Raw genomic sequence first — 22,865 nt, 5'->3', positions numbered from 1 at the left:
ATCGCCCGCGCTCCGGGTTTGTGCCAGCCCCATGAACGCCCCCATCGACGTCTCCTTCTTCGCGCGAGCGGCCAAGCCGATCACCAGCTACCGCCCTTACTGGGCCAAGCGGTTTGGCGTGGCGCCTTTCCTGCCCATGAGCCGCGCCGAGATGGAGCAGCTGGGCTGGGACAGCTGCGACATCATCCTCGTGACCGGTGACGCGTACGTCGACCACCCCAGCTTCGGCATGGCGGTGGTGGGTCGGGTGCTCGAAGCGCAGGGCTTTCGCGTGGGCATCATTGCCCAGCCCGACTGGACCAGCGCCGACGCGTTCAAGGCCCTGGGCAAGCCCAACCTGTTCTGGGGCGTGACCGCCGGGAACATGGATTCGATGATCAACCGCTACACGGCGGACCGCAAGATCCGCAGCGACGACGCCTACACACCGGGCGACGTGGGTGGCAAGCGGCCTGATCGCGCGGCCATCGTCTACAGCCAGCGCTGCCGCGAAGCGTTCAAGGACGTGCCCATCGTGCTCGGTGGCATCGAGGGCAGCCTGCGCCGCATCGCCCATTACGACTACTGGAGCGACAAGGTGCGCCGCAGCGTGGTGGTCGACAGCAAGTGCGACCTGCTGCTGTACGGCAACGCAGAGCGTGCGCTGGTCGAGGTGGCGCATCGCATTGCGGCACGCGAGCCCATCGAGCACATCACCGATGTGCGCGGCACCGCCTTTGTGCGCCGCCCGAACGACCCCACGGCCGAGGGCTGGATCGAGATCAACTCCACCGAAGTCGACATGCCGGGGCGGGTTGAAGACCACATCAACCCCTACCTGACCACGAGCGAGCAGGCACAGGCACAAGGCGCGACCTGCTCGAAAGAGGAATCTCCCGCTCGCCCTGAGCTGGTCGAAGGGTTCACCCAAGCTGAGGCGGGGGCTTCGACAGGCTCAGCCCGAACGGAGATTGGCTCAGTGCAAACGGAGGCTGGCTCAGCGCAAACGGAGGCTGGTTCAGCCCCAAAGGGCATGGGCGCTGCCATTCAGCCGCTGAAATTCGTGCCCAACCCGGCGCTGCAGGGCAAGCGCAAGCCGCCAGCACGCGACCGCTCGGTGATCCGTCTGCCCAGCTACGAGCAGGTGCGCAGCGACGCCGTGCTGTACGCCCACGCCAACCGCGTGCTTCACCTGGAAACCAACCCGGGCAACGCGCGTGCGCTGGTGCAGGCGCACGGCGAAGGCAGCACGGCGCGCGACGTGTGGATCAACCCGCCCCCGATTCCGCTGACGACCGCCGAGATGGACTTCGTGTTTGACTTGCCGTACGCGCGAAGCCCGCACCCGGCCTATGCAGACGAACACGGCAGGCACGACGGCGCGACCAAGATTCCCGCGTGGGAAATGATCCGGTTCTCGGTCAATATCATGCGCGGCTGCTTCGGCGGCTGCACCTTCTGTTCGATCACCGAGCACGAGGGGCGCATCATCCAGAGCCGTTCGGAAGAGTCGATCATCAAGGAGGTGGAAGACATCCGCGACAAGGTGGAAGGCTTCACCGGCGTGGTGTCCGACCTGGGTGGCCCCACGGCCAACATGTACCGCCTGGGCTGCAAGACCCCCGAGATCGAGGCCGCCTGCCGCAAGTCCAGCTGCGTGTATCCGGGCATTTGCTCCAACCTGCACACCGATCACGGCCCGTTGATCAAGATCTACAAACGGGCGCGCGAGCTGCGCGGCATCAAGAAGGTGCTGATCGGCTCCGGGCTGCGCTACGACCTGGCGGTGAAGAGCCCGGAGTACGTCAAGGAACTCGTGCAGCACCACGTGGGCGGCTACCTGAAGATCGCGCCCGAGCACACCGAAGGCGGTCCGCTCTCCAAGATGATGAAGCCCGGCATCGGCAGCTACGACCGGTTCAAGCAACTGTTCGAGAAGTTCAGCGAAGAGGCCGGCAAGAAGCAGTACCTGATTCCGTATTTCATCGCGGCCCACCCGGGCACCAGCGACGAAGACATGATGAACCTCGCGGTGTGGCTGAAGAAGAATGGCTTTCGCGCCGATCAGGTGCAGACCTTCTACCCCAGCCCGATGGCCACGGCCACGGCCATGTACCACAGCAACCTGAACCCGCTCAAGGGCATCCACCGGGACGAGCGCGCCGAGCGCGTGGACATCGTGCGTGGCGACAAGCGCCGGCGTCTGCACAAGGCGTTTCTGCGCTACCACGACCCCAACAACTGGCCGCTGCTGCGCGAGGCCCTCAAGACGATGGGTCGGGCCGATTTGATCGGCAACGGCAAGCACCACCTGATTCCCACGTTCCAGCCCATGACGGACGGGAGCTACCAGAGCGCGCGCCGCAAGAACAGCACGCCGGTGGTGGGCAAGGCCGTGGTGGGCAAGACGGGTGGTGCGCAGCCTGGCAAAGGCCGCCTGCTCACGCAGCACACCGGACTGCCGCCGCGCGACACCGGCTCAGGCAAACGCAAACCGCGCTGAGGCAGCGCCTGCGCAGCGGCTCGGGCAGACCTACTGAAACGCGGGCCAGGCAACCCAGCCCATCAGGGCCAGCGTGTTGGCCGCCACCGTTGCCCAATAGATCATCCGGAACGGCTGCTTGCTGGTCTTGTGGCGCAGGATCTGCTGCGCGAACCAGGCGCCCGGCCAACCGCCCGCCAAGGCCAGGCCATGCAGCCAGTCCTCGGGTGTGCGTTGCACCTCGTTGATGGCGGCGTGTTTGTCGCGCCAGTACATGTAGAACGTCACCAGGTTGAGCAGCACCACGGCGGTGAGGATCACCCACGGGAAGCGGCCCATGCCAATGCCCACCAGCCACAGCAGCAGCCAGAAGGCCATCAAGCCCAGGCCGATCCACAACGGGCGCTCTTCGCGGCGCTTCTGCCATTGCGAACGCGAGCGTGACGACGGTGGGCTGCGCGGCAGCAACTCCGCTTGCGCCGGTGGCGGCGCGGCAGGCGGTTCGCTGACGATGGCATTGCGCGCAGGCTCGACCGACAGCGCACGCGGCCCTTTGCCGCCCACGTGGATGTCTTCAAACGTCACCTGCATGCCGTCGGCCGGTTTGCCCGGGCCGCTGAAATCGCGCACGTGGAAGAAAACGTCGGCGGGGATTTGCGGACAGCGGATGAAGCCGAAGGCCTTCTCGCTGTTCCAGCGCACCACGGTTCCCTGTTTTTTCATGATCGCAACTGATGGTGTCCGGTGAAATCCGGTGGGTTGTCATGGTATCCCAAATGGCGCAAAATGCGCCATCCAGGAGAGCTTTCATGTCGTCTTCCAGCAGCGCATTTTCTTCGGTCAAATTGCCGGCCCATCTGGTTCGCCAGGCGCGCGAAGCCGCGCAGCCCCAGCGCCGCTCGGTGGCTGGCCAGATCGAATACTGGGCCACCCTGGGCCGCATCGCCGAGGAAACCGGCCTGACGGTGCAGGAAGCCCGCGAGGCCATCGCCCGTTACGACGCCGCCGCCCGCCACGCCGAGGGGGTGGACCCCGTCAGTGCCATCGAAGCCCGGTTTCTCGCGGCGGAATCCAGCGGCCGCCTGGCCCAGGCCGTGCGCGACACCGTGCTGGACAACCGCAGCAAGGCGCCGGCCGCTCGCCGCGCCGCGTGAGCCCACCGGTTTTCTACCTGCTGGCCGGCCCCAACGGCGCGGGCAAGTCCACGCTGTACCGGGCCGCGCTGGCCAGCGGGCTGATCCCGCCCGAGGCCGAGTTCGTCAACGCCGACCTGCATGAGGCGGCACACCTTCAGCACATCAACGATGCGGCCCGGCGGTCCCAGGCGGCTCGCCAATGGGCGGATGAGCGCCGGGCGGCCTGTCTGGCCGCGGGTGAATCCTTTGCGAGCGAGACGGTGTTTTCCCATCCGGCCAAGCTCGATCTGCTGGCCCAGGCCAGGGCCGCCGGCTTTGCGGTGGTGTTGCTTGTGGTGTGCGTGGACGAGCCCCGGCACCTGCTGGCGCGCGTGCAGCAACGCGAACAGGAGGGCGGCCACAGCGTGCCGCCCGAGCGGATTCTGGCGCGCTACCCGCGCACGCTGGCGAACCTGACCAAGGCCATCGCGCTGGCCGACCTTGTGCTGCTGTACGACACTTCCGGCCCACGCAACCGCGTGGTCCAGCCACCGCGCCTCGTGGCGCGCTGCCGTGCGGGTCGCGTGACGTGGAAAACGCCCTTGCGCTTGCCCGGTTGGGCCGATCAGCTGCTGGCAGAGGTGCCCGATGGCTCCACGGCCACCTCCCATTGAAAGAGCCGAATGTCCGACGAATCGCAAATCGAAATCCCGCAGTCGTTTGTGGCGCTGTATGTGGCGCCGGGGCGCCAGAAGCCCAGCCTGCCGCGCGACGAGCTGGCGGCGCGCTACGAGCTGTGTGAGGACATGGCGCAGATGCTCACCGAGACCGCGAGCAACATGGCGTTCAGCCTCGGCATCACCGAGGCCGATGTGCTCACGCGTTGCCTGCAGGGCCTGCGGGTGGAGCCGGCGGTGGTGAGCGAGGTGGAGTCGGTGTGGGTGGCGCGTCGGCTGGCCGAGCTGCTGAACTGGCCCCCCCTGGCCGCAGACGCCGCAGGCGACACCGCCGCCTGAGGCTGGCCCGCAGGCCCGGCGTACCTCAGGCGATATCGAAGGCGTGAAAGCCGAACCGGCCCGCGCGGCGGTCGGCAAAGTAGTGTTCCAGCGTTTCCTTGACGGTGCGAAAGGCGATGTCGTCCCAGGGAATCTGGTCTTCGGTGAAGAGTCGGGCTTCGATGGTTTCGTGGCCCGGGTCGAACTGATCGCTGAGGAGGCGGGCGCGGTAGTACACGTGTACCTGCCCCACGCGCGCCACGTTCATCAGCGTGAAGATCTCACCCATCTCGAATTGCGCGCCCGCCTCTTCGGTGGTCTCGCGCGCGGCGCCCTCTGCCGTGGTTTCGCCCAGCTCCATGAAGCCGGCAGGCAGGGTCCATTTGCCCCAGCGCGGCTCGATGTTGCGCTTGCACAGCAGCACGTACTGGCCCGTGTCGCCCCACACAGGCACGGTGCCCACGACATTGAGCGGGTTCTCATAGTGCACGGTATGGCAGGCAGGACAGACGGCACGGAGTTTGGTGTCGCCATCGTCGGGCAGGCGCATCTCGACGGCGGTGCCGCAGTTGCGGCAGTGTTTTGGGGGTGGACGCAGCATCGGGGCAGTTTATCGAGGTAGGCGATAGCCAAAAAAATACCGGGCCATGGCCCGGTATTTCGGTCGACAAGGTGGCTTACGCCTTCTTGCTGTGCTTGACGATCAGTGCCTTGGCGGTTTCCAGCAGCTTCTTGCCGTCGAAGCCGCGCTTGTCCATGTCCTGCACCCACTCCACTTCCACCAGGCGCGCCTTGCGCTTGAACTCCTGCGCCTCTGCAGACGGAATCGTGTAGATGGTGTTGCCTTGCTTCACCGCAGCGTCGCGGCCGGCGGCGTCGCCGGCCTGCTGCGTCTTGCCCAGCCAGCCGGAGGTTTCGATGCCGGAGTTCTTGTCGATGATCGCCTTGAGGTCGGGCGGCAGCGACGAGTACTTGTTGCGGTTCATGGCCATCACGAATGTGGTGGTGTAGAGCGCGCCGCCAGCGGGGTCGAATTCGCTGTGGAACTTGGTGAGTTCGTGCACCTTCACCGAAGGCACCACTTCCCAGGGGATCACGCAACCATCGATCACACCCTTGGAGAGCGAGTCGGGGATTTGCGGCAGCGGCATGCCCACGGGGATGGCGCCGAGGTAGCCGAGCATCTTGGTGATCTGGCGGGTGGGGCCGCGCACCTTGGAGCCGCGCAGGTCTTCAGCGGTCTTGACCTGCTTGCTGCGCATGTGGAACATGCCCGGGCCGTGCACTTGCAGGGCGATGGGCTGCACTTCCTTGTACTCGTCGGGGGCCATCGTGGTGATGTACTCCCAGAAGGCCTTGGAAGTGGCTTCGGCGTTGCTCATCATGAAAGGCAGCTCGAACACTTCGGTGCGCGGGAAGCGGCCTGGCGTGTTGCCGGGCAACGTCCACACGATGTCGACCACGCCGTCCCGCGCCTGGTCAAACAGCTGCACTGGCGTGCCACCCAGCGTCATGGCGGGGTAGCCCTCGAACTTGATGCGGCCGCCCGATTCCTTCTCGACCTTGTCCATCCAGGCCTTGTGCATGTTGATGTACACGTTGGACTGCGGCGCCATGAACGTGTGGAACTTGAGCGTGACGCTTTGCTGGGCGAAGCCGGTGAGCGCGGGTGCGCCCAAGGCCACGGCTGCACCAGACTGGAGCAGGGTTCTGCGTTGGATCATGAAAAGGGTCTCCTGGGGTCAATGAAAAACGGAGCAAGCATATGTCAGGCCATGACCGATGCGTCAGAGGTCTTACCCTCAGGTGAGACCTCCGTCACGGGGCTCAGGCCACGCGCACGGAAATCTCGGTGAGGCCCTCGACGCCACCGCGCAGGGTGTCTCCCTGCACCACTGCCGCCACGCCTTCGGGCGTGCCGGTGTAGATCAGATCACCGGGCTGCAGTTCCCACGCGGCCGACAGGTGCTCGATGGTCTCGCTCACGTTCCAGATCAGCTTGGCCACGGTGCTGCGCTGGCGGTCGGCGCCATTGACCTGCAACCAGATGGGCGCGTGGTGGATGTCGCCCGCGTCTGCGGCGAGCGTGATGGGGCCGATGGGTGCGGAGTGGTCGTAGGCCTTGCCGATGCACCAGGGCCGACCCTGTTTCTTCATGTCGTTCTGCAGGTCGCGGCGCGTCATGTCCAGGCCCACGGCGTAGCCGTAGATGTGTTTCGCGGCGTCGGCGGCTTTGATGTTTTTGCCGCCGGTGCCGATGGCCACCACGAGTTCGATTTCGTGGTGCAGGTTGCTGGTGAGGCTGGGGTAGGGAATGGTGGCGGTCTGGCCACTGTTGGCGATCACCAGCGCGTCGGCGGGTTTGAGAAAGAAGAAAGGCGGCTCACGGCCGGTGAAGCCCATTTCTTTGGCGTGCTCTTCGTAGTTGCGGCCGACGCAGTAAATGCGGTGCACCGGGAAGCGCTCAGGCCGTCCGAGAACCGGGACGCTGACAACGGCGGGCGGGGCAAAGGAGTAGGTGGTGTCGGGCATGGGGAGTCGGGTCTGGAGGGGGAGGCGGTCAGTGTGCCACGGGCGTTGGCCAGTGGCTTCAGTGTTGCGACGCGGGCAGGCGCACCTCCATGCCGTCCAGTTCGGGCGTCAGGCGCACCTGGCAGCTCAGGCGACTCTCAGGCACCACGGGGCTTGAAGCGAAGTCGAGCATGTCGGTTTCGTCGGGCACGGGGGCGGGCAGCAGGGCCGACCACGGCGCGCCGATCATGACGTGGCAGGTGGCGCAGGTGAGGCTGCCACCGCAGTCGGCTTCGATGCCGGGCAGGTTGGCGTCCACCGCGGCTTTCATGAGGCTCTGCCCGGGCTCGGCCTCAAGGGTCTGCACCGTGCCGTCGGGCTGGATGAAGCGAATCGTGATCATGTCGATGGGGGGTCAGATGCGGCTGAAGTACTCGCGCCGTTCGAAGTCGGTCTTGTCTTCGGCCTGGGCGTGTCGGTCGATTTCGCTCTGCTTGATGCGGCAGAAGTAGCGCACGAAGTCCTCGCCCAGTGCGGCGCAGAGCGAAGTGTCTGTGCGCAGTGCGTCCAGCCCTTCACCCAGCGAGGAGGGCAGTTTCTGGTGTTCGGCGGCGTAGGGCGATTCGCTGGCCTGTGGTGGCAGTGTGGCGCGCGCCAGCCCATCCAGCCCGGCGTGGATTTGCGCCGCCATGTAGAGGTAAGGGTTGGCGGCCGGTTCGCCCACGCGGTTTTCGATGCGGGTGGCGTTGTCACCTGCGGCGCCCACCACGCGCAGCATGGCGCCCCGGTTGTCCTGTCCCCACAGCGCGGACTGCGGCGCAAGCGCGTTGGGGCGAAAGCGGGCGAAGCCGTTGATGGTGGAGGTGCACAGCACCGTCATGCCGCGGGCGTGTGCCAGCAAGCCGGCAAGCCAGTGCGCCCCCGCCTCAGACAGCGTGTGCGTGGCGTCGGCGCGTGTGGTGCCGGCGGCCGGCGCCTCGCGCACACACGCATTGCGCCCGGTCTTCTGGTCGACCAGCGACTGGTGCAGGTGCCAGCCGCTGGACATGATGTTCGGGAACGGCGGGCGGCACATGAAGGTCGCGTGGTAGCCCGCGCGGCGCAGCGCCTGCCGCACGCCGTTGCGAAACAGCACCATCTGGTCGGCGGCGGTGAGCGCGTCGGTGGCGTCGAAAACGGCTTCCACCTGGCTCGGGCCGAGTTCGATTTCGAGCGATTGCAATGGCAAGCCCAGCGCTTGCGCCGTGCGCTGCACGATGCGCAGAGGCTCGTCGCTCAGGTCGCTCATGGCTTCGGCCTGCAGGTTGTAGCCGGGGTGGATCATCTCCACGCGGGGCGGCAGGCCCGGCCAGGCGGCCAGCTCGGGATCGAGCTGCGGGCGGGCGTCGGTGATGCGGTAGATGTGAAACTCCACCTCGAGCCCGGTCTTCAGGCCGTAGCCTGCCTCGGCCAGCCGCCCGAGTGCGGTCTGCAGCATGCGGCGCGCGTCCAGCGGCACGGGCGTGCCGTCGGCAAACCAGGGCTGACAGCGCAGCCAGCCGGTGCGCTCCAGCCAGGGCAGCACGGTGAAGCTGGCCGGGTCGGGCATGAGCATGAGGTTGGAGGCGCCCGCGAAGCCGGGCAGGTCGGCGGCACCACCGGGCTCGAACACTTTCCAGGCCGTGCGGTCGGCGGTGTCCTTGAGCATCAGCGTGCCCACCATGCCCACGCCGTCGCGCAGGGCGCGCACCGCCGCTGCGGCCGTGAGCGTCTTGCCGCGCAGCATGCCGTGGGCGTCGCACCAGCCAAAGCGCACCAGCTCCAGGCCGCTGGCCTCGATGAGCGCGGCCACGCGCTGGCACTCGGCGTCGCGCTCGGGCGATTGCAGGCCGCAACGTTGGGCGAATGAGGTCATTTCGCCCCCGCCGTTTCCTCGGCCGAGGCCTTGTGGTGCCAGGGTGCGCCCTCGCGCTTGTCGCGCACAGCGTCCTGCCACCAGTTCTCCCAATCTTTTGCGGGCGCGATGCCGTCGACCGTGTCCGGCCCGGCAATTTGGCCGTGCAGGGCGGGGTCGGCCACGCCGGGGGCGGTGCCGCCTTGCTCCACCGAGTCGATGGCTTGCAGCAGCAGGCGGCGGTGGGCCATCACCACCTTGTCGGTGGTGCCGAGGTGCTCGCGTGTGCGGTCCTGGATGGGGCCCATGCTTTCGCAGGCCCACTGGTCGTGCACGTTGATGTCGTCCTCGCCCATGCCGAGGTAGGTGCGGTTCTGTTGTTCTTCGGCGTTGAAGCCCCAGTTGTTGTGGCGGCCCGACTTCGGGATGTAGTCGGGCAGGGTGACGGCCTGCAGGCGCGGCGTGCGCATGGCTTCCTTGTCAACCGGGCCAGTGAAGCTGGTGAAGAAGGCGTACCAGTAGTTGTGTGTGTCGTCCACGGGCACGTGCATCTGCGTGATCGTCATGGTCTCCGACAGCGGAATGACGAAGGTCTGCGGGAACACCGCGTTGGTCACGCGCACGTGGGTGAGTTCGTCGGTCATGGGGCGCAGCGCGGTGAGCTGGAAGCCGTAGGGCTTGGCCTCGAAGCTGATCTCGGGCTGGCCGAATTCGCGCATCACGCGCGTCATGGGCCAGCGCTCGCCGCCCACGTCGCCTGCGCTGGCGCCGCGGAACTGTTTGCCGTAGCTGTCTTCGAGCGATCCATCGTTGAAAAAGCGGTGCAGGTACGACGCGTGCGCGGGGTCGATGCCCACTTCCAGCGACTGCAGCCAGTTGCAATGCCACAGGCCCTTGAAGGCGAAGGTGTGGGTGTCTGGCGCCTTGAAGCAGTCGAGTTCGGGGAAGGGCGGCGGCGTCTGGTCTTCGGGGCCAAACCACCCAAACAGCACGCCACTGCGCTGCACGAGCGGGTAGCTGCGCTGCTGGATGCGGCTGCACATCTTGCTGCCGGCAGGTTCCGCGGGGGTTTCGATGCACTGGCCGGTGGTGTCGAACTTCCAGCCGTGAAACGGGCACCGCAGGCCGTCGCCTTCATTGCGGCCGAAGGCGAGGTCGGCACCCCGGTGCGGGCAATCGCGGTCGAGCAGGCCGAATTCGCCCTGGGCATTGCGGAACAGCACGAAGTTCTGCCCCAGCACGCGCACCGCCTTGACAGGGCGCACCGCCATCTCGGGGACCAGCGCGGGGTTGAATTCATCGAGCAAGGCCACCGGCTGCCAGTAGCGGCGCAGCAACTCGCCGCCGGGCGTGCCCGGCCCGACCTGGGTGATGCGTTGATTGAGTTCGGCTTTCATGGACATCTCCGGCAGAAAAAGGGGTGGGTGGTGGGTGTGTGGCGAAATGGTATACCGTTTTTCAATTTCCGTGTACAGTTTGCGCCATGAGCTTGCAAGACACCGTTTTGATGCAACTGCGCGACCTGATCCTCAGCGGTCAGTTCGAACCCGGCCAGCGCCTGGCCGAGCAACAGCTGGCCGAGCGCCTGGGCGCCTCGCGCACACCTGTGCGGGCCGCGCTGGTGACGCTGGAGCAGGAGGGGCTGGTCGAGGCGAACGAGACCGGCAAATACCTGGTGCGGCAGTTCACGGCGCAGGAAGTGATCGACGCCATCTCGGTGCGTGGGCATCTGGAAGGCATGGCCGCACGGCTGGTGGCCGAGCATGGTGTGTCGCGCCAGCTGCAGGGTCAGTTGCAGACCGTGCTGGACGAGGGCGACCGCCTGCTGGCCGACAACCCGCTGACCATCGAGAGCTATGCCGCGTACTCGGTGATGAACGACCGATTTCACGCGCTCATCCTGGACGCCTGCGGCAACCGCGCGTTGCAGCGCGCCGTGGCGCTCAACGACAAGCTGCCCTTTGCGCCCGCCTCGGCCATGCTGCCGATGCAAGGCACGCTGGCCATGGACCGCGACTGGATGCTCTATGCACACCGCCAACACCACATGCTGTTTGATGCGCTGCGCCGGGGTGAAAGCGCGCGGGCCCAGTCGCTGGCGATGGAGCACACCGAGGTGGCGCAGATGAACATGCGCATGGCGCTGGAGCGCAGGGCCGAGTCCGAGCAGGTGCTGCCGGGCATTCGCCTCGTGGTGGGCTGAAGGCCGTCACCACAACCGGGCAGTCCGTGCCCGTGGTGTGTCAACGTCCCTGAGACGGTGGGGCTTTTGGTGGCGGTGGACCAGCCTGCGAAGGCGGCTGCGCACAATGGCCGGCCTGCATGCGCACACCGTGCATGCCCCTCCACCGTTTGATTGCCACGCCCCACATGACCCGACTGTTCGAACCCACCACCGCTGGCCAGCTGACCCTGTCCAACCGCGTCGTCATGGCGCCCCTCACGCGCAACCGCGCGCCGGGCGCCGTGCCTACGCCGCTCATGGCCACCTATTACGAGCAGCGCGCCACGGCCGGCCTGCTCATCACCGAAGCCACCGCCATCAGCCACCAGGGCCAGGGTTATGCGGACGTGCCCGGGCTCTACGCGCCCGAGCAGATCGACGGCTGGAAACGCGTGACCGCAGCCGTGCACGCCGCGGGCGGCAAGATCGTCACCCAGCTCTGGCATGTGGGCCGCGTGTCGCACACCGAGCTGCAGCCCGGCGGCGGTGCCCCCGTGGCGCCATCGGCCATTGCGGCCAAGACCAAGACCGTGCTCATCAAGGACGGCGTACCCACCTTCGTCGACACCTCGGTGCCGCGTGCACTTGAGCTCGCCGAGCTGCCCGGCATCGTCGAGGACTACCGCAAGGCGGCGCTGGCCGCCATCGAAGCGGGCTTTGACGGCGTGGAGATTCATGCCGCCAACGGCTACCTGATCGATCAGTTCCTGAAGACCGGCAGCAACCAGCGCACCGACGCCTACGGCGGCAGCATCGAGAACCGCTCGCGCCTGCTGCTCGAGGTGGTCAAGGCGGTGACGGATGCCATCGGCGCCGGCCGCACCGGCATCCGCCTCTCGCCGGTGACGCCGGCCAACGACGTGGTGGACGCCGACCCGCAACCCTTGTTTGCGCATGTGATGCGCGAACTGGCGGGCTTCGATCTGGCCTACGTGCATTTCATTGAAGGCGCCACCGGCGGCCCACGCGAGCTGGCCGACCGACCATTCGACTACGCCGCCTTGCGCAGCGCGTACCGCGTGGCCGGCGGCAAGGCCGCGTGGATGGTCAACAACGGCTACGACCTGCCGCTGGCGCAGCAGGCTGTGGAAGACGGCGCCGATCTGGTCGCTTTCGGCAAGACCTACATCGCCAACCCGGATCTCGTCGCCCGCCTCAAACAGGGCGGCCCCTTCAACGAGCCGGACAAGACCACGTTCTACGGTGGTGGTGCGAAGGGTTACACCGACTACCCGACGCTGTAAGCCGGAAAGGCAACGGGGCCCGGGCCGGCGGGTTTATCCTTGGGCGCATGAAGCTCTACAACTACTTCCGCTCCTCGGCCTCGTTTCGCGTGCGCATTGCGCTGGCGCTCAAAGGCATCGCCTACGACTACATCCCCGTGCACATCGCGCGCGGCGACCATAAGCTGCCCGCTTTCACCGACAAGGCGGTGGAAGGCCTGGTGCCGTTGCTCGAGCTCGACGACGGCACGCGGCTGACGCAGTCGATGGCGATCATCGAATACCTCGATGAGCTGCAGCCTGCGCCAGCGCTCCTGCCCGCCGACGCGCTGGGTCGTGCCCGCGTGCGCGCGCTCTCGCAGATCGTGGCCTGCGAAATCCACCCGATCAACAACCTGCGCGTGCTCAAGTACCTCACCAAGGAACTCAAGGTGGAAGAGGAGCCCAAGAACGTCTGGTACCGCCACTGGGTGCGTGCGGGGCTGGAGTCGTTCGAGCGCCAGCTGGAGCAGCAGCCCGCGTCGACCTACTGCTTTGGCGACACCCCCACCATGGCCGACTGCTGCCTGGTGCCACAAATCTTCAACGGCCAGCGCTTCAAGACCGATTTCAGTGGCCTGACGCGCACCATGGCCGCCTTTGAGGCCTGCATGGCCCATCCCGCGTTTCAGCAGGCCCAACCCTCCGCTTGCCCCGACGCCGAAGCCTGATGCTGCAGGCGGCCGACGGCATCACCCCCGACTGGCCTGCGCCGCCGGGCGTGCGGGCGCTGTTCACCACGCGCTCCGGTGGCGTGTCGGTGCCGCCCTTCGACAGCTTCAACCTGGGCGACCATGTGCGCGACGAGCCACTGGCCGTGGCGGCCAACCGCGAGCGGCTGGCTGCGTTCACGGCACCGGCGCGGCCCGTGTTTCTGCAGCAGGTGCACGGCACGCAGGTGGTGCGCCTGCAGCCGGACACGGCCAATGGCACCGTGGCCGATGGCTGCGTCGTGCAAGGGGCGGGCGTGGTCGCCACCATCATGGTGGCGGACTGCCTGCCCGTGCTGCTGGCGCACGCGTCCGGCACGGCGGTGGCGGCCTCGCACGCCGGCTGGCGTGGCCTGGCCCACGGTGTGATCGAAGCGACGGTGCAGGCGCTGCGCGAGGCGGCGGGCGAGGGTGAGGTGATGGCCTGGCTGGGCCCCTGCATCGGGCCTCAGGCCTTCGAGGTCGGGGCCGAGGTGTGCGAGGCGTTCATGGGTGCTGATGCCGGGGCCGCAGCGCACTTCTGGCCCGGGAGCGAGGACAAGTTTCTCGCCGATCTGCCTGCGCTCGCGCGCCGCAGGCTGGCCGCCGCCGGGGTGACCGATGTGCACGGCAACGACGGCCGTGCCGACTGGTGCACCGTCAGCCAGGCCTCACGGTTCTTTTCGCACCGGCGAGACGCCGGGCGCCTGGGCAGCACCGGCCGCATGGCCGCCTGCATCTGGATCGGCTGAGGCCGCGGCTTGCTGCTGTGCCTGCAGTTCGGCGGCTTCGCGGGCCTTGATGGCCTTGCGTCTTTGGGGCGTGAGCATCAGGTAAACCACCAGTGCGACTGGCAGCAAACCGTACAGAAAAAAGGTCACAATGGCTCCCAGCACAGAGCCTGTGGTGTTGGTGGCTTCGGCCACCGACATCATGAGCACCACGTACATCCAACCGATCACCACCAGATACACATCATTCCTTGCAGCCCGGACCACCGTGTCAGCCTGCGGGATGCTGGCACGAAAACCCTGGGGAAGATCCGGAATCTCTCCCTCGGGCTGCCCATGATAAGTCGCAGGCAACATCCCAGGAGACCAGCATGACATCGGGCAAAAACCCACCCACAGACTGGCTGGAAACCGCACAGCAGTTCCAGCAAAACCTCGTCCAGCAGTGGACCCAGATGGCCCAGACTTTCCCTGGCGCTGCAGCCGCCGCCCAGCCAGGCGCCAGCGACCCTTTCGCCGCCTTCAAGGCGTTCATGCCACAGGCCGGGGCGGCCAATCCATTCGGCATGGCCATGCCCTCGGTGGGTGCGGCTTTCCCCGGCATGCCGCCCATGGGTGACATGTTCAACCAGGGCCACAACGGCCAGCCGGTGAGCTTCGACCCCGCGCAGCTGCTGGAGATCCAGAACAACTACCTCAAGGAACTCACCGGGCTGTGGAACCAGGGGCCCAACGTGAAGCCCGCCGGTGACCGGCGTTTTGCCTCGGACGCCTGGGCCAGCAACCCGATGGCGGCCTTTGCAGCGGCGGCCTACCTGCTCAATGCGCGCACCCTGATGGCGCTCGCCGACGCCGTTCAAGGCGACGCCAAGACCCGCACGCGCGTGCGCTTTGCCGTGCAGCAGTGGATCGACGCGAGCGCGCCGAGCAACTTCCTGGCCTTCAACGCCGAGGCCCAGAAAAAAGCCATCGAAACCCAGGGCGAGAGCATCGCCAAAGGCATGGCCAACCTGCTGCACGACATGAAGCAGGGTCATGTGTCGATGACGGACGAAAGCGTGTTCGAGGTCGGCAAGAACGTGGCCACCACCGAAGGCGCCGTGGTGTTCGAGAACGAGCTGTTCCAGCTGATCGAATACAAGCCCCTGACCGCGAAGGTGTACGAGCGCCCGTTTCTGCTGGTGCCACCCTGCATCAACAAGTTCTACATCCTGGATCTGCAGCCCGAGAACTCGTTGATCCGTTACTGCGTGGAGCAGGGCCACCGCACCTTCGTGGTGAGCTGGCGCAACCCCGATGAGTCGCTGGCCCAGGCCACCTGGGACCAGTACATCGAGGACGCGGTGATCCAGGCGATTGGCGTGACGCAAGACATTGCCGGCGCCGAGACCATCAACGCACTGGGCTTCTGCGTGGGCGGCACGATGCTCGGCACCGCGCTGGCGGTGCTGGCCGCGCGCGGTGAAGAGCCGGTGCACAGCGCCACCTTCCTCACCACGCTGCTGGATTTCACCGACACCGGCATCCTGGATGTGTTCATCGACGAGAACTTCGTGAAGTACCGCGAGGCGCAGTTCGCCCAGGGTGGCCTCATGCCCGGGCGCGATCTGGCCACCACCTTCAGTTTCCTGCGGCCCAACGACCTGGTGTGGAACTACGTGGTGGGCAACTACCTCAAGGGCGAGACGCCGCCGCCGTTTGACCTGCTGTACTGGAACTCCGACAGCACCAACCTGCCGGGTCCTTACTACGCGTGGTACCTGCGCCAGATGTACCTGGAGAACAACCTCGTCAAGCCGGGCAAGACCACGGTGTGTGGCGAGAAGATCGATTTCCGCAAGGTCAGGTTGCCGGTCTACATCTACGGCTCGCGTGAAGACCACATCGTGCCGATTGGTGGCGCATACGGCAGCACGCAGATATTCCCCGGCAAGAAGCGCTTTGTCATGGGCGCCTCCGGCCACATTGCCGGTGTGATCAACCCCGCGTCCAAGAACAAGCGCAGCCACTGGATCGGCCCGGCCGGCAAGTTTCCCGCCGACGTGCAGGACTGGATCGCCAGCGCCACCGAGCACCCGGGCAGCTGGTGGACCGACTGGTCTGCCTGGCTCAAGCCTCTGGCTGGCAAGCAAATTGCAGCGCCCAAAACCTTTGGCAAGGGCAAGACTTACGCGGTCATCGAGCCCGCGCCTGGTCGCTATGTGAAAGCCAGAGCCTGACCACCGATTGAAAGATTACCGTTCGGGCTGAGCCTGTCGAAGCCCTCGCCAGCACCGCTGGAGGCCCGTCGACAGGCTCAGGGCGAACGGGCGTGTTTGTAAACCTAAACCAACCAGGAAGAACCATGGAAGACATCGTCATCGTCGCAGCCGCCCGCACCGCCGTCGGCAAGTTTGGCGGCTCGCTCGCCAAGACGCCCGCCACCGAGCTGGGCAGCATCGTCATCAAGGAGCTGCTTGCCCGCAGCGGCCTGCCGGTGGACGCCATCGGCGAAGTGATCATGGGCCAGGTGCTGGCCGCGGGCGTGGGCCAGAACCCGGCGCGCCAGGCCATGATGAAGGCAGGGCTGGCCAAGGAAACGCCTGCGCTCACCATCAACGCCGTGTGCGGCTCGGGCCTGAAGGCCGTGATGCTGGCGGCACAGGCGGTGGCCTGGGGCGACAGCGAGATCGTGATCGCCGGTGGCCAGGAGAACATGAGCGCTTCGCCGCACGTGCTCAACGGCAGCCGCGACGGCCAGCGCATGGGCGAGTGGAAGATGACCGACACCATGATCGTGGACGGCCTGTGGGACGTGTACAACCAATACCACATGGGCATCACGGCCGAGAACGTGGCCAAGGAACACGGCATCAGCCGCGACGCGCAGGACGCCCTCGCGCTGGGCAGCCAGCAAAAGGCGAGCGCTGCGCAGGACGCCGGCAAGTTCAAGGACGAGATCGTGGGCGTGAGCATTCCGCAGCGCAAGGGCGACCCGGTGGTGTTCGACACCGATGAATTCATCAACAAGAAGACCAGCGCCGAAGCACTCGCCGGCCTGCGCCCTGCGTTCGACAAGGCCGGCTCGGTGACCGCCGGCAACGCCTCGGGCATCAACGACGGCGCCGCCGGCGTGGTGGTGATGACCGCGAAGAAGGCCGCCTCGCTGGGCCTCAAGCCGCTGGCGCGCATTGCCGCCTTCGGCACCAGCGGCCTGGACCCGGCCACCATGGGCATGGGACCGGTGCCGGCCTCGAAGAAGGCCCTGGCCCGCGCAGGCTGGAAGGCCAGCGACGTGGACCTGTTCGAACTCAACGAAGCCTTTGCCGCCCAGGCGTGTGCCGTCAACAAGGCGCTGGACATCGACCCCGCACGCGTGAACGTCAACGGCGGTGCCATCGCCATTGGCCACCCCATCGGTGCGTCGGGTTGCCGCATCCTGGTGACGCTGCTGCACGAAATGCAGCGCCGCGACGCCAAGAAGGGTCTGGCCGCGTTGTGCATCGGCGGCGGCATGGGGGTTTCCCTCGCAGTCGAACGCTGAATTCACGGTTAAATGAAATTGGAGACCGCAGGGAAGGCCTTGCGGTCACAACACCGCCAAAAGGCACAAGGAGCACAAGAATGAGCAAAAAAGTCGCGTACGTCACAGGTGGCATGGGAGGCATCGGAACCGCCATCTGCCAGCGCCTGCACAAGGAAGGTTTCACGGTCATTGCGGGCTGCGGCCCCACGCGCGACTTCAAGAAGTGGCTCGACGAGCAGGCGGCACTGGGCTACACGTTCCACGCTTCCGTGGGCAACGTGGGTGACTGGGACTCCACCGTCGAAGCCTTCACCAAGACCAAGGCCGAACACGGCACGATCGACGTGTTGGTGAACAACGCCGGTATCACGCGCGACCGTATGTTCCTGAAGATGTCGCGCGACGACTGGGATGCGGTGATCGAGACCAACCTCAACTCCATGTTCAACGTGACCAAGCAGGTCGTGGCCGACATGGTGGAAAAGGGCTGGGGCCGCATCATCAACATCAGCTCCGTCAACGGCGAAAAAGGGCAAGCGGGTCAGACGAACTACTCGGCGGCCAAGGCGGGCATGCACGGCTTCTCGATGGCGCTGGCGCAGGAGCTCGCCACCAAGGGCGTCACGGTCAACACCGTGAGCCCGGGCTACATCGGCACCGACATGGTCAAGGCCATTCGCCCCGACGTGCTCGAGAAGATCGTGGCCACCGTGCCGGTCAAGCGCCTGGGTGAGCCCAGCGAGATCGCGTCCATCATTGCCTGGCTCGCCAGCGAAGAGGGCGGCTACGCCACCGGGGCGGACTTCTCCGTCAACGGCGGCCTGCACATGGGGTAGGAGGGTCCCCCCCCCGCGCCGGGCTCGCGCTTGCGAGCCCGTCACCCCCCAGGGGGCGGCACTGCCGGCCGGCGCAGCCGGAACGGCGTTGCCCTTGAAGAAGAGCCTGCGCGGCCCCTGCATAAACCCGCTTCGGCGGGTTTTTCTTTTTCCCCTTGTGCCGGGGGTGCTGGTGTAAATTCGATCGCTCCCCTTCACCACCTTCCCAGGAGCCTTCGGCCCATGCCCCACAGTGTTTCGTTGATCAACACCATCGCTGCGGGCCTGGGTCTGGCGCTGATCCTGGGGTTCCTGGCGGCCAAGGTGCGCCTGCCGGCCTTGGTGGGCTACCTGGTGGCGGGTGTGATCATCGGACCCTTCACGCCCGGCTTCGTGGCAGACGTGGGCATCGCCGCCCAGCTCGCCGAGATCGGCGTGATGCTGCTCATGTTTGGCGTGGGCCTGCATTTCTCGCTCGACGACCTGCTCTCCGTGCGCAAGATCGCGCTGCCCGGCGCCGTGGTGCAAATGGCCGTGGCCACGCTCATGGGCGTGGGCATGGCGATGTGGTGGTGGGACTGGAGCTTTGGCGCGTCGCTGGTGTTTGGCGTTTGCCTGTCGGTGGCCAGCACCGTGGTGCTGCTGCGCGCGCTCGAGAGCATGGGCATTCTGGACTCGTTCACCGGCCGCATTGCGGTGGGCTGGCTGGTGGTGGAAGACCTGGCCATGGTGCTGGTCCTCGTGCTGCTGCCGCCGCTGGCCGGCTTTCTCGGCGGCACAGGGTCCGATGGCGATCTGGATTCCATCTGGCGCACGCTCGGTTTCACGCTGCTGCAGGTGGGTGGGTTCGTGGCGCTGATGCTGGTGGTCGGGCGCCGGCTCTTCCCCTGGCTGCTGTGGCAGGTGACGCGCACCGGTTCGCGTGAGCTGTTCACGCTGTGCGTGGTGGCTGCGGCCGTCAGCATTGCGTTTGCATCGGCCGCGCTGTTTGGCGTGTCGTTTGCACTGGGCGCGTTTTTCGCCGGCATGGTGCTGCGCGAATCCGAGTTCAGTCACCGTGCGGCCGAGGAATCGCTGCCGCTGCGCGACGCCTTCGCCGTGCTGTTCTTCGTGTCGGTGGGCATGCTGTTCAACCCGGCTGTGCTCATCGAGCGGCCGCTGCAGGTGCTGGGCGTGGTCCTGATCATCATCGTGGGCAAGTCGGTCGCCGCAGCGGCGCTGGTGGTCGCCATGCGGTACCCGCTCAACACCGCGCTCACCGTCTCGGCCAGCCTGGCGCAAATCGGCGAGTTCTCCTTCATCCTGGTGGGCCTGGGCGCTTCGCTCGGTCTGCTGCCGCCGGAGGGCCAGAGCCTGGTACTCGCTGGCGCGCTCATCTCCATTGCCGCCAACCCGCTGGTCTTCAAGGCCATCAACCCGTTGCAGGAATGGCTGCGCAAGAACTCCGCCTTTGCGCGCCAGCTGGAGCAGCGCGACGATCCACTCGCCGAGCTGCCCATGACCACGCACGAGAAGTTTTTGTCGCGCCAGGTGGTGCTGGTGGGCTATGGGCGGGTAGGGCGGCGCATTGCGGCGGCCCTGGACGAGCAACACCTGCCCTATGTGGTGGCCGAAGAGAACCGCGACATCGTGGAGCGCCTGCGCGAGCGGGGGGTGGCCGCCGTGTTCGGCGACGCGGCCGACCCGGCGGTGCTGATCCAGGCCCACATTGCCCGCGCGGGCATGCTCGTCATTGCCACACCCGACACCCTCAACGTGCGCCAGATGATCGCCATCGCCCGAGAACTCAATCCCGACATCCAGATCGTGGTGCGCACCCACAGCGAAGAAGAAGCCAGCCTTCTGGAGCGGGAAATCGAAGGCAAGGTGTTCCTCGGCGAAGAAGAGCTGGCGCAGTCCATGACGCGGTACGTGCTGGAGCAATCACAAGGCGCCCCGGCGGGCGCCCGGGCCGCGGCCTGAGTCCTCAACGCGTGCTCGCGCTCGCGTCGGTGGCCTGGGCCGCCGATGACCCGCTTATTGCGGCACTAGCCCGGCGGCCTTGACCAACTCCGCATGCAGCCGGCTCTCTTCCGAGATGGTCTTGGCGAACTGTTCGGGCGTGGTGGGCGCCACGTCCATGCCGGCGTCGCGCAGCTGGACCTTGACTTCTTCGCTGGCCAGGATCGCGTGGATCTGGCGGTTCAACTGGTCCACCAGCGGACGTGGCGTGCGGGCCGGGGCCAGCATGCCGATCCAGGTCTGGAACACCATGTTGTCGATGCCGGATTCGCGCATGGTCGGCACATCGGGGATCAGCGCGGAGCGCTGCTCGCTCATGACGGCCAGGGCCGTCAGCTTGCCCGCCTTGACGTGTGGCAACGCCTCGGGCAGCGGCGCGAACAGGATGTCCACGTTGCCGCCGAGCAAGTCGTTGATGGCCAGCGCGCCGCCCTTGTAGGGGATGTGCGTCATGCGCACCTTCGTGCGGGTCTCGAACATGAGCGCCGCCAGGTGCTGGGGGCTGCCGTCGCCGGACGACGCGTAGTTCACGGCTTCCGGTTTGGTTCGGGCAGCGGCCAGCACCGCACCGGCGGTGGGAAACTTCTGCCGGTCCCTGACCACCAGCACCATCGACTGGTTCGCCAGCTTGGTGATGGGCGCGAAATCCGCCTCGGGGTCGTAGGGCATCTCTTTGAAGATGTGCTTGTTGGTCGTCAGGAACGAGGCCGGCGAGGCCATCAAGGTGTAGCCATCGGGTGCGGCCTTGGCCACCACGGGCAGCCCGATGCGGCCCGACGCGCCCGCCCGGTTGTCGACCACAAAAGGCTGGCCGTTCATGGCCGCCAGCTTCTGCCCGACCAGGCGCGCGATCATGTCCACGCCGCCGCCCGCAGGCAGGGCCACCATGAGCTTGACGGGCTTGTCCGGGTAGGCACCCTGGGCGAGGGTCGGCCCTGCGGCCGCCAGAAGGCCCAGCGTGCAGGCGATAAGGGAAAGTCGGCGGGTCGTGTTCATGGGGAGGCTCCGTGTCAGGCGGGGGTGGGGGTGGCGGTGTCGATGGAGGAGGGATTCACGCGCTGCTCGAGCCGCAGGCGCGTGATGGCGGTGATCTCGTCGAGTGCGGCGGCGAGTTCGGTCGCGCGGTCGTGCTGCAGCCGCTGTTCGAACGCGCGCAGCGCGGATGCACGCGTGTGGCGGCGGATGCACAGGATGAACGGGAAGCCGAAGCGCGTGCGATAGGCCAGGTTGAGCGCGTCCCAGCGCTGTGCCGTGTCGGCGTCGAGGCTGGCGAGGTCCAGGCTGCCCTGCTCGGCAATGGAGTCGTCGGTCATCGAGCCCCGGCGGGCATCGGCGCCGGCCAGTTCCGGGTGGCCGGCATAGAAGGCGACGCGGTCTGCTTCGTCCAGCGCGGCCACCACGTTCACCATGGCGCCGTGCAACTCGGCCACGCTGGCGAATGGGCGCTGCGCCAACACGCGCTCGGGCACCCAGGGGGCGTGTTCCCAGATGCTGGCCAGCGCCTCAATGAAGGCGTCCGACGGGCAGGTGTTCAGGTTTTGCAGGGTCAGCGGGTAGGTCATGGGCCGCATCGTAGGCACGCCTTGCGTTGCCGTCCATCACAGAAAAAGATACGTTGCATGCGCAAAATCAGTACGATCAGCCACTTTCGACAGGAACACCGCCATGCCCCATTCGCTCGTGCCAGCCAGCCTGCGCTATGCCGACCAGGTCGCGCGTTCCGGCTCCATCCAGAAAGCCGCACGCGAGCTGCACGTGGCCGCGTCGGCGATCAACCGCCAGATCCTGCAGCTGGAAGACGAGCTCGGGGTGCCGCTGTTCGAGCGGCTGCCGCGTGGCATGCGGCCGACGGCCTCGGGGGAGGCGGTCATCACCATGCTGCGGCGCTGGGGACAGGACGAGCGCCGCCTGGTGGCCGAGGTCCGGCGCATCCAGGGCGTACGGCAGGGCCACGTGTCGTTGGTGGCCATGGACAGCCACTCCACGAGCGTGCTGCCGCGACTGGTCGCGCAGCTGAGTGCGCAGCATCCGCTGATCAGCCTGTCCATTGACCTGGCCACGCCCGACGACGCCGAGGTGGCACTCATGGGGGGCAAGGCCGACCTGGGCGCCATCTTCAACCTGGCGCCGCGCCGCGACCTGATGGTGTTGTGGAAAAGCGAGCTGCCGCTGGGCTGCGTGGTGGCGCCCGGACATCCGCTGGCGCAGAGCGCTAGCGTGAGCTTTCAGGAGGCGACGGTGCATCCGGTGGCGCTGCAGAGCCGGGCACTGACGATCCGCCGCTACCTGGAGGCGCAGTACAGCTGGCTGTTTCAGGCGCCGCGCCGCTTTGTGGAAAGCAATTCGCTGCAGCTGGTCAAGCAGCTCGCCATGGCGGGGCAGCACGTGGTGTTCACCTCCGAGCTCGATGCCGCAGCGGAGCTGATCGATGGCCGGCTGGTGTTCGTGCCCATCCGCGACCGTGGCGCCGAGCCGCAGGGCATCAGCGTGGCGGTGGACGCAGCACGGCCGCCCGGGTCGGTGGTGAAACTGGTGGCCGAACAGCTGGTGGTGGCGCTGCAGGAGGTGCTGGCCGCGGCGCGGGCCGCCAAGGGGTGAGTGGCCCGCCGCGGCCAGAGCAACCTTGGCCAGCGTCTGCCTTGGCTTTTGATCGTGCGCCGACGACCCTGGATTCCGGGAAAAT

The 22,865-nt window shown here is 66.8% G+C and carries 23 protein-coding genes; 13 read left to right on the top strand and 10 right to left on the bottom strand.

The genetic code is table 11. The annotated features are described in order from the left end of the window. Positions 1-31: 31 nt before the first annotated feature. The gene (locus tag KXJ60_RS17735; protein WP_291131047.1) at positions 32-2,482 is read left to right on the top strand and encodes a YgiQ family radical SAM protein; all 2,451 of its coding nucleotides are present in this window, start codon (positions 32-34) and stop codon (positions 2,480-2,482) included. 30 nt (positions 2,483-2,512) lie between these two features. Here the strand turns inward: KXJ60_RS17735 and KXJ60_RS17730 are convergent, their stop codons facing one another. Further along, on the bottom strand, positions 2,513-3,184 hold the full coding sequence (locus KXJ60_RS17730) for a cold shock and DUF1294 domain-containing protein (RefSeq protein WP_291131046.1): 672 nt from the start codon (positions 3,182-3,184) through the stop codon (positions 2,513-2,515). An 86-nt stretch (positions 3,185-3,270) separates the two neighbouring features. Between KXJ60_RS17730 and KXJ60_RS17725 the strand changes: the two genes are divergently transcribed. The 3 genes from KXJ60_RS17725 to KXJ60_RS17715 are packed head-to-tail and all read left to right on the top strand — an operon-like array spanning position 3,271 to position 4,592. Next, positions 3,271-3,615, top strand: coding sequence for a hypothetical protein (locus KXJ60_RS17725; protein ID WP_291131044.1), 345 nt, complete (start codon positions 3,271-3,273; stop codon positions 3,613-3,615). Beyond that, entirely contained in the window at positions 3,612-4,250 is a 639-nt protein-coding gene (locus KXJ60_RS17720) for an AAA family ATPase (RefSeq protein WP_291131042.1), read from the top strand. The genes KXJ60_RS17725 and KXJ60_RS17720 overlap by 4 nt, the downstream gene beginning before the upstream one ends. 9 nt (positions 4,251-4,259) lie before the next feature. Then, complete coding sequence (locus tag KXJ60_RS17715) at positions 4,260-4,592, top strand: ATPase with chaperone activity (protein WP_291131040.1); 333 nt, start codon at positions 4,260-4,262, stop codon at positions 4,590-4,592. Positions 4,593-4,617: 25 nt separating this feature from the next. On the opposite strand, the gene KXJ60_RS17710 is transcribed toward KXJ60_RS17715, so the two are convergent. The 6 genes from KXJ60_RS17710 to KXJ60_RS17685 form a co-directional block, all read right to left on the bottom strand. Beyond that, positions 4,618-5,172 (bottom strand): NUDIX hydrolase, encoded by a 555-nt coding sequence (locus tag KXJ60_RS17710; protein WP_291131038.1) that lies wholly within the window; start codon positions 5,170-5,172, stop codon positions 4,618-4,620. Positions 5,173-5,248: 76 nt separating this feature from the next. Beyond that, positions 5,249-6,295 carry a TRAP transporter substrate-binding protein gene (locus tag KXJ60_RS17705; RefSeq protein WP_291131035.1) on the bottom strand — a complete coding sequence of 349 codons (1,047 nt, stop codon included), beginning with the start codon at positions 6,293-6,295 and terminating at the stop codon, positions 5,249-5,251. Between the two features lie 103 nt (positions 6,296-6,398). Continuing rightward, positions 6,399-7,103, bottom strand: coding sequence for a fumarylacetoacetate hydrolase family protein (locus KXJ60_RS17700; RefSeq protein WP_291131033.1), 705 nt, complete (start codon positions 7,101-7,103; stop codon positions 6,399-6,401). Between the two features lie 58 nt (positions 7,104-7,161). After that, on the bottom strand, positions 7,162-7,485 hold the full coding sequence (locus KXJ60_RS17695) for a 2Fe-2S iron-sulfur cluster-binding protein (RefSeq protein WP_291131032.1): 324 nt from the start codon (positions 7,483-7,485) through the stop codon (positions 7,162-7,164). Between the two features lie 12 nt (positions 7,486-7,497). Beyond that, a complete protein-coding gene (locus KXJ60_RS17690) occupies positions 7,498-8,976 on the bottom strand; it encodes a glutamine synthetase family protein (protein ID WP_291131030.1) in 1,479 nt (492 codons plus the stop codon). Further along, positions 8,973-10,352: a Rieske 2Fe-2S domain-containing protein gene (locus KXJ60_RS17685; protein WP_291131029.1), complete on the bottom strand. Its 1,380-nt coding sequence runs from the start codon at positions 10,350-10,352 to the stop codon at positions 8,973-8,975. The genes KXJ60_RS17690 and KXJ60_RS17685 overlap by 4 nt, the downstream gene beginning before the upstream one ends. 86 nt (positions 10,353-10,438) lie before the next feature. Between KXJ60_RS17685 and KXJ60_RS17680 the strand changes: the two genes are divergently transcribed. The 4 genes from KXJ60_RS17680 to pgeF all read left to right on the top strand — a co-directional run bounded on the left by KXJ60_RS17680 (position 10,439) and on the right by pgeF (position 13,882). After that, positions 10,439-11,158, top strand: a complete 720-nt coding sequence (locus tag KXJ60_RS17680) for a GntR family transcriptional regulator (RefSeq protein ID WP_291131028.1) — start codon at positions 10,439-10,441, stop codon at positions 11,156-11,158. A gap of 167 nt (positions 11,159-11,325) precedes the next feature. Then, positions 11,326-12,423, top strand: coding sequence for an alkene reductase (locus KXJ60_RS17675; RefSeq protein WP_291131026.1), 1,098 nt, complete (start codon positions 11,326-11,328; stop codon positions 12,421-12,423). A 47-nt stretch (positions 12,424-12,470) separates the two neighbouring features. After that, positions 12,471-13,112 (top strand): maleylacetoacetate isomerase, encoded by a 642-nt coding sequence (gene maiA / locus KXJ60_RS17670; RefSeq protein ID WP_291131024.1) that lies wholly within the window; start codon positions 12,471-12,473, stop codon positions 13,110-13,112. Next, entirely contained in the window at positions 13,112-13,882 is a 771-nt protein-coding gene (pgeF, locus tag KXJ60_RS17665) for a peptidoglycan editing factor PgeF (protein ID WP_291131077.1), read from the top strand. The genes maiA and pgeF overlap by 1 nt, the downstream gene beginning before the upstream one ends. Here pgeF and KXJ60_RS17660 read toward each other — a convergent pair. Next, positions 13,802-14,104, bottom strand: a complete 303-nt coding sequence (locus KXJ60_RS17660; protein WP_291131075.1) for a hypothetical protein — start codon at positions 14,102-14,104, stop codon at positions 13,802-13,804. The genes pgeF and KXJ60_RS17660 overlap by 81 nt on opposite strands. A 359-nt stretch (positions 14,105-14,463) precedes the next feature. Between KXJ60_RS17660 and phaC the strand changes: the two genes are divergently transcribed. From phaC to ybaL, 4 genes are all read left to right on the top strand, one after another. Beyond that, positions 14,464-16,080: a class I poly(R)-hydroxyalkanoic acid synthase gene (gene phaC / locus KXJ60_RS17655; RefSeq protein ID WP_291131073.1), complete on the top strand. Its 1,617-nt coding sequence runs from the start codon at positions 14,464-14,466 to the stop codon at positions 16,078-16,080. A gap of 125 nt (positions 16,081-16,205) precedes the next feature. Then, a complete protein-coding gene (locus KXJ60_RS17650; RefSeq protein WP_291131022.1) occupies positions 16,206-17,384 on the top strand; it encodes an acetyl-CoA C-acetyltransferase in 1,179 nt (392 codons plus the stop codon). Positions 17,385-17,464: 80 nt separating this feature from the next. Further along, complete coding sequence (gene phbB / locus KXJ60_RS17645; RefSeq protein WP_291131020.1) at positions 17,465-18,202, top strand: acetoacetyl-CoA reductase; 738 nt, start codon at positions 17,465-17,467, stop codon at positions 18,200-18,202. Positions 18,203-18,424: 222 nt separating this feature from the next. Next, positions 18,425-20,143 carry a YbaL family putative K(+) efflux transporter gene (gene ybaL, locus KXJ60_RS17640; RefSeq protein WP_291131018.1) on the top strand — a complete coding sequence of 573 codons (1,719 nt, stop codon included), beginning with the start codon at positions 18,425-18,427 and terminating at the stop codon, positions 20,141-20,143. A gap of 54 nt (positions 20,144-20,197) precedes the next feature. Here ybaL and KXJ60_RS17635 read toward each other — a convergent pair whose 3' ends face one another. Then, entirely contained in the window at positions 20,198-21,178 is a 981-nt protein-coding gene (locus KXJ60_RS17635; protein WP_291131016.1) for a tripartite tricarboxylate transporter substrate binding protein, read from the bottom strand. A gap of 14 nt (positions 21,179-21,192) precedes the next feature. Then, a complete protein-coding gene (gene uraD, locus KXJ60_RS17630; RefSeq protein WP_291131014.1) occupies positions 21,193-21,744 on the bottom strand; it encodes a 2-oxo-4-hydroxy-4-carboxy-5-ureidoimidazoline decarboxylase in 552 nt (183 codons plus the stop codon). A 103-nt stretch (positions 21,745-21,847) separates the two neighbouring features. On the opposite strand from uraD, the gene KXJ60_RS17625 reads away from it, so the two are divergent. Then, the gene (locus KXJ60_RS17625) at positions 21,848-22,780 is read left to right on the top strand and encodes a LysR family transcriptional regulator (protein WP_291131012.1); all 933 of its coding nucleotides are present in this window, start codon (positions 21,848-21,850) and stop codon (positions 22,778-22,780) included. Positions 22,781-22,865: the final 85 nt, after the last annotated feature.

Source organism: Hydrogenophaga sp. (genome assembly GCF_019264445.1).
GTDB lineage: Bacteria > Pseudomonadota > Gammaproteobacteria > Burkholderiales > Burkholderiaceae_C > Hydrogenophaga.
The sequence above is the reverse complement of the archived record's forward strand: the minus strand, read 5'-3'. Positions and strand labels throughout refer to the sequence as shown.

Excerpts from the sequence above, each read along its gene's own strand:
- KXJ60_RS17735 (WP_291131047.1), top strand. The coding sequence starts at position 32 with ATGAACGCCCCCATCGACGTCTCCTTCTTCGCGCGAGCGGCCAAGCCG.
- KXJ60_RS17730 (WP_291131046.1), bottom strand. The coding sequence starts at position 3,184 with ATGAAAAAACAGGGAACCGTGGTGCGCTGGAACAGCGAGAAGGCCTTC.
- KXJ60_RS17725 (WP_291131044.1), top strand. The coding sequence starts at position 3,271 with ATGTCGTCTTCCAGCAGCGCATTTTCTTCGGTCAAATTGCCGGCCCAT.
- KXJ60_RS17715 (WP_291131040.1), top strand. The coding sequence starts at position 4,260 with ATGTCCGACGAATCGCAAATCGAAATCCCGCAGTCGTTTGTGGCGCTG.
- KXJ60_RS17710 (WP_291131038.1), bottom strand. The coding sequence starts at position 5,172 with ATGCTGCGTCCACCCCCAAAACACTGCCGCAACTGCGGCACCGCCGTC.
- KXJ60_RS17705 (WP_291131035.1), bottom strand. The coding sequence starts at position 6,295 with ATGATCCAACGCAGAACCCTGCTCCAGTCTGGTGCAGCCGTGGCCTTG.
- KXJ60_RS17700 (WP_291131033.1), bottom strand. The coding sequence starts at position 7,103 with ATGCCCGACACCACCTACTCCTTTGCCCCGCCCGCCGTTGTCAGCGTC.
- KXJ60_RS17695 (WP_291131032.1), bottom strand. The coding sequence starts at position 7,485 with ATGATCACGATTCGCTTCATCCAGCCCGACGGCACGGTGCAGACCCTT.
- KXJ60_RS17690 (WP_291131030.1), bottom strand. The coding sequence starts at position 8,976 with ATGACCTCATTCGCCCAACGTTGCGGCCTGCAATCGCCCGAGCGCGAC.
- KXJ60_RS17685 (WP_291131029.1), bottom strand. The coding sequence starts at position 10,352 with ATGAAAGCCGAACTCAATCAACGCATCACCCAGGTCGGGCCGGGCACG.
- KXJ60_RS17680 (WP_291131028.1), top strand. The coding sequence starts at position 10,439 with ATGAGCTTGCAAGACACCGTTTTGATGCAACTGCGCGACCTGATCCTC.
- KXJ60_RS17675 (WP_291131026.1), top strand. The coding sequence starts at position 11,326 with ATGACCCGACTGTTCGAACCCACCACCGCTGGCCAGCTGACCCTGTCC.
- maiA (WP_291131024.1), top strand. The coding sequence starts at position 12,471 with ATGAAGCTCTACAACTACTTCCGCTCCTCGGCCTCGTTTCGCGTGCGC.
- pgeF (WP_291131077.1), top strand. The coding sequence starts at position 13,112 with ATGCTGCAGGCGGCCGACGGCATCACCCCCGACTGGCCTGCGCCGCCG.
- phaC (WP_291131073.1), top strand. The coding sequence starts at position 14,464 with ATGCCGCCCATGGGTGACATGTTCAACCAGGGCCACAACGGCCAGCCG.
- KXJ60_RS17650 (WP_291131022.1), top strand. The coding sequence starts at position 16,206 with ATGGAAGACATCGTCATCGTCGCAGCCGCCCGCACCGCCGTCGGCAAG.
- phbB (WP_291131020.1), top strand. The coding sequence starts at position 17,465 with ATGAGCAAAAAAGTCGCGTACGTCACAGGTGGCATGGGAGGCATCGGA.
- ybaL (WP_291131018.1), top strand. The coding sequence starts at position 18,425 with ATGCCCCACAGTGTTTCGTTGATCAACACCATCGCTGCGGGCCTGGGT.
- KXJ60_RS17635 (WP_291131016.1), bottom strand. The coding sequence starts at position 21,178 with ATGAACACGACCCGCCGACTTTCCCTTATCGCCTGCACGCTGGGCCTT.
- uraD (WP_291131014.1), bottom strand. The coding sequence starts at position 21,744 with ATGACCTACCCGCTGACCCTGCAAAACCTGAACACCTGCCCGTCGGAC.
- KXJ60_RS17625 (WP_291131012.1), top strand. The coding sequence starts at position 21,848 with ATGCCCCATTCGCTCGTGCCAGCCAGCCTGCGCTATGCCGACCAGGTC.